Annotated in this window: 6 protein-coding genes; 5 read left to right on the forward strand and 1 reads right to left on the reverse strand. The window is 33.0% G+C overall.

Annotation, left to right across the window (positions count from 1 at the left end; translation table 11 throughout):
- Positions 1–50 precede the first annotated feature (50 nt).
- From ACIQ56_RS16670 to ACIQ56_RS16690, 5 genes are all read left to right on the forward strand, one after another.
- The gene (locus ACIQ56_RS16670; RefSeq protein WP_397602160.1) at positions 51–263 is read left to right on the forward strand and encodes a hypothetical protein; all 213 of its coding nucleotides are present in this window, start codon (positions 51–53) and stop codon (positions 261–263) included.
- Positions 221–697: a hypothetical protein gene (locus tag ACIQ56_RS16675; RefSeq protein WP_397602161.1), complete on the forward strand. Its 477-nt coding sequence runs from the start codon at positions 221–223 to the stop codon at positions 695–697. The genes ACIQ56_RS16670 and ACIQ56_RS16675 overlap by 43 nt, the downstream gene beginning before the upstream one ends.
- Positions 698–759: 62 nt before the next feature.
- Entirely contained in the window at positions 760–1,752 is a 993-nt protein-coding gene (locus tag ACIQ56_RS16680) for a Mu transposase C-terminal domain-containing protein (RefSeq protein WP_397602162.1), read from the forward strand.
- A 2-nt stretch (positions 1,753–1,754) separates the two neighbouring features.
- Positions 1,755–2,678: a TniB family NTP-binding protein gene (locus tag ACIQ56_RS16685; RefSeq protein ID WP_397602163.1), complete on the forward strand. Its 924-nt coding sequence runs from the start codon at positions 1,755–1,757 to the stop codon at positions 2,676–2,678.
- Positions 2,679–2,683: 5 nt separating this feature from the next.
- The gene (locus ACIQ56_RS16690; protein ID WP_397602164.1) at positions 2,684–4,003 is read left to right on the forward strand and encodes a TniQ family protein; all 1,320 of its coding nucleotides are present in this window, start codon (positions 2,684–2,686) and stop codon (positions 4,001–4,003) included.
- Here the strand turns inward: ACIQ56_RS16690 and ACIQ56_RS16695 are convergent.
- A partial coding sequence (locus ACIQ56_RS16695) for a tyrosine-type recombinase/integrase (protein WP_397602165.1) occupies positions 3,915–4,415 on the reverse strand: 501 nt, incomplete at its 5' end. The genes ACIQ56_RS16690 and ACIQ56_RS16695 overlap by 89 nt on opposite strands.

A 4,415-nucleotide genomic window follows, 5' to 3' on the forward strand; every position in this document is an offset into this window, starting at 1 on the left:
TAAGGACTGTATGTTAAAAGCTCTATACATCTAGAGACTGGATAGCATTCATGGATAACCTTGAAAAAGACAAAATAAACACCTCAGAACCTCCAGTAACTATTGAACATCCCGCATCAAAGATTTCAGACAATGCGTGGAAAATTGCGGAAAAAAGGTATGCTGTCATCGAGCCATTATCAAAATTACCAGAAATTCAAAAGGCTCAAGTTGAGGCAGCATGCCAGGAATTAAAAATAGGGCGAGTACATTTTTTAAATTGATGAAAAAATTTAAAGATTCTACAGGAGAAATGCTTTCGCTAGCTCCTCAAATATCATCTGGAGGAGATGGTAAATTTCGTCTCGATGAAAAAATTGAAATTATTATTCAAGAATCCATTGATAAAATATATCTTTCTAAACAACAAAACACCATGAAGTCTGTAGTAATTGAAGTTAAAAGAAAATGTGTAGAAAAAAATTTAAAATCACCAGGCAAAAATACAATTTATCGTAGAGTTAAAGAGCTTAGTTCTAAATTAGTTGCAGAAAAGCGCAAAGGAAAAAAAGCAGCACATGAATTTACTCCAAATTTAGGTCCTTCCGTTACAGCGGAATATCCGTTGCAAGCGTATATGATGGACCACACAAAAGTTGATTTAATTGTGTTGATGAGTACCAACGATTACCAATTGGTCGTCCATGGCTTTCTGTAGCAATAGATGTTTATAGTCGATGTATTGCAGGATTTTATTTATCATTAGAATCTCCATCTGCTGTGTCTGTAGGTCTTTGTTTAACTCATGCCGTATTTAATAAAGATACTTATCTTAAAAAATTTGAAATTGATGGAACATGGCCAATATTTGGGAAACCAAATTCAATTTATGTTGATCAAGGATCCGATTTTAAAAGCCAAGCTTTGAAGCGTGGATGCCAACAAAATGGAATTAAAATTTTTTATAGAAGAGTAGGAGCACCACATTTGCATGGAATTGTAGAAAGACTTCATGGCAATTTAATGAAAACAGTTCATTCATTACCAGGTACAACTTTTTCAAATCCAATACAACGAGGAGAGTATGATTCAAGTGCAAAAGCTGTATTAACGATGCGAGAACTCGAAAAATGGTTGATACATGTTATTATTGGGCAATACCATTTAGATATTCATTCTTTAATTATGGAGCCACCAATTTCTCGTTTTAGAAGAGGAATTGAATTGTTACCTTATTCACCAATACAAGTCACAAATGAAAAATCATTTTTAATCGACTTTTTGCCTGTTATGAAAAGAACATTGCAACGGCATGGGTTTCTAATAGATCATATTCAGTATTTTTGTAATGGATTAATTCCATGGATAAGCTCAAGGGACAAAAATAAAACTTTTATAATTCGACGTGATCCAAGAGATTTAAGCAGAATTTATGTTTTGCTTCCAAAAGAAACTCAATACCTCGAGGTACCTTACAGACATATGGGGAGACCATCTATTACAATTTGGGAACACAAAGAATGTATACGTAGAATCAAAGAAAAAGGACTTTCCGATTTTGATGAAGCAACAATTTTTAGAACAATTTCTGAAATGAGAAATATCGTTGAAAATGCTAAAAAAGAAACTAAAATTGAGCGAAAGAAAAGAGCAATAATCGATAATATTAGAGAAAAAATTCCACACACAAAGGTTCGTGATAATAACAAAAAGGAACCTGAAAAATTTGATCCAGCTGACATAAAACCTTTTGATGAAATAGAAGAGTGGTAATTATGAATGATGTTTATACTGAAAATAATATAAATTACGACTATCTTAACTCACATGCTCATTCGATTATTGATCTTTCTGCAGAAGAACGGATTATAAGAATCCGCTCAGAACGTTGGATTGGATATGCACTTGCAATAGAGGCATTATCAAAACTAGATGTTCTTTTTAATCATCCTAAAAAAATACGCATGCCAAATATACTTATTATTGGTCCAACAAACAATGGAAAAAGCATGATTGTAGAACGCTTTAAACGCATGCACCCACCTCAAAATGAAATAAATGGTGAAACAATAGGAATTCCTTTATTAACAATGCAAATGCCATCAGATCCAACAATCGCTCGATTTTATGCTTTGCTTTTGCATGCTATGAAAGCGCCATTTTCAATGAAGGCAAAAGTATCTGATTTGGAAACAGTAGCGCTTGATTTATTGAGAAAATGTAATGTTCGTATGCTTATAATTGATGAAATTCATAATATGCTTGCAGGTCGCCAAAATGTACAGCGTGAATTTTTAAATTTGATTCGTTTTTTAGGAAATGAGTTACGCATTCCCATTGTAGGCATAGGAATTCGTGAAGCATGGCATGCAATTTGTACGGATCCTCAACTCGAAAATAGGTTTTCTCCAATTATACTTCCTTTGTGGCAAGACGATATAGAGTTTGGAAAATTACTTGCAAGCTTTATTTCTTCATTTCCACTAAGGAAACAATCATATATTATAGATAACGACACTCGTAATTATATTCTTAGGCGAAGCGAAGGAACTATTGGTGAAATCTCTTCTTTGCTCACAAAAGCTGCTATTATGGCAATTCAAACTGGTAAAGAATGTATTGATTTTTCAATTTTAGAGTTAACAGATTACGAATCTCCTACGGAACGAAGACGTCAATTTGAACGTGAGGTGATTTAATATCAATGCGATGGCCTGTTGTTTTAAAACAAAAACCACTCGAGTCATTAAGTTCATGGCTTGATAGACATGCAAAATATTACCGAGTGCAAATGGATGAATTATTCACATCTGGTTTGAATATGAATCCAATAAAAAATTTATCGGAAATTGATTTTTCTAAAATTGATAACTTATTTTCAAATATATCCAATAAAACTGGTGTTCTTGAAACAGAACTTTATCACATGACTCTACCCTCACTTTCTCCACGAGTGTTCGACTTTTTTGATGTTTATTCTCGTAAGGAACTTGAAAACTACTCAAACTCATTTGGAATATTTTATTGGTTAAAATATTTTGATTTAGTTTCACGTTCAGAAAAGGACATTAAAATTGACGTTATACCTTGGGTACGTGAAACATCATGGTCTGCAAAAAATAAAATTGATAGATATTGCCAAATTTGTCATGAAGAAAATGATGGTTACAGAATGTTACCTTGGCGACTTTGCATACTTTCTACTTGTCCTAAACATAAATGTTTTCTTGTCGAAAAGCATTTGACTTATGGATATAGTTCATCTGAAATTAAAAATACAACACCTCAAAAAGAATTATTATGGTTAGATGAAATGACATTAGATGCCTTAAAATATGGCCAAGTTGTTTTTTCTAATGGCGATAAAATGTGTGATATGGTTTGGTATCGATTTTTAAGAGGACTTGTCAAGCAAATTCCAATTATAAGAAATAAATATCAAAAGAAGTTAGATAAAAATCATGATTTATTATACAATAACTTTTTTGAAGTAGAACATAAAACTCAATTTGAGTCTTTAGAACAAGAAAAAAGAATTTTTTTAATAACCACTGCCGCTAAAATGTTATACAAATGTCCAGAGAATATTTTCTCAAAAATCCATCTTGAATGGCACCATAAAATTCCTTTTTGCTTGAAATATAAAATCCCATATTCTCTTGCTAGTAATATTGATATCACTATGACAGATAGTGAAATATTCGATTGTAATAAAGATTTTTCAATTAAGAGCGGTATGATGAGAAACGAAGGCTTATCAATTGAAATTAAAAATGATCTCATTGCAAACCATGAATCCAGAGAAAGTATGCTTAGATTATTGACTTATAATGGAAGGATTTCTCAAAAGGAGGCTAGAAATATAATTGCCGAAATGTGCAACAAAAAAACAAGTTATTTTTGGTCGGATGTTTTTAGTGAAATTGCTGAAAGTCCTACTCTCCAAACTCGTTTAAAGAACTCTCCTCTAATTGAAGAGCAAGATCATCATGACTTGCCTGTGTATAACGAGCAGTCGTGTTGAGAGAACTGTGGCCAAGGAGAGTGGAAAGCTCTACTAATTTTTTGTGGTCATTGTAGTGTGCAGTTGCAAAAGTATGTCGTAAAGTGTGTGCAGAGGCTTTGCAATTTGCCTTTTCCATAATTTCAGTAATGATTTTTTGCAAGGCTCTTTTAGTGAGTTTTTTTCCGTTACTTGTGGAAAAAAGAGGTGCATTTTCAGACTTAGCGTTATTCTCACTTTTTGATTTTCTAAGGTCAAAATAATTTTGCAGCGCTTTGCGAACGCTTGCATTTAAAGGAACAAAACGTTCTTTTCGACCTTTGCCATCCCGTATACGTACTTGTCCTGATCTTTCGTATAAGCAAATATCGCTGAGTTGCATGGATTCGACTTCACCAATGCGAAGTCCCGCCTGCAACATCAGTTGAACAAT

Source organism: Silvanigrella sp. (genome assembly GCF_044369315.1).
Classification (GTDB): domain Bacteria; phylum Bdellovibrionota_B; class Oligoflexia; order Silvanigrellales; family Silvanigrellaceae; genus Silvanigrella.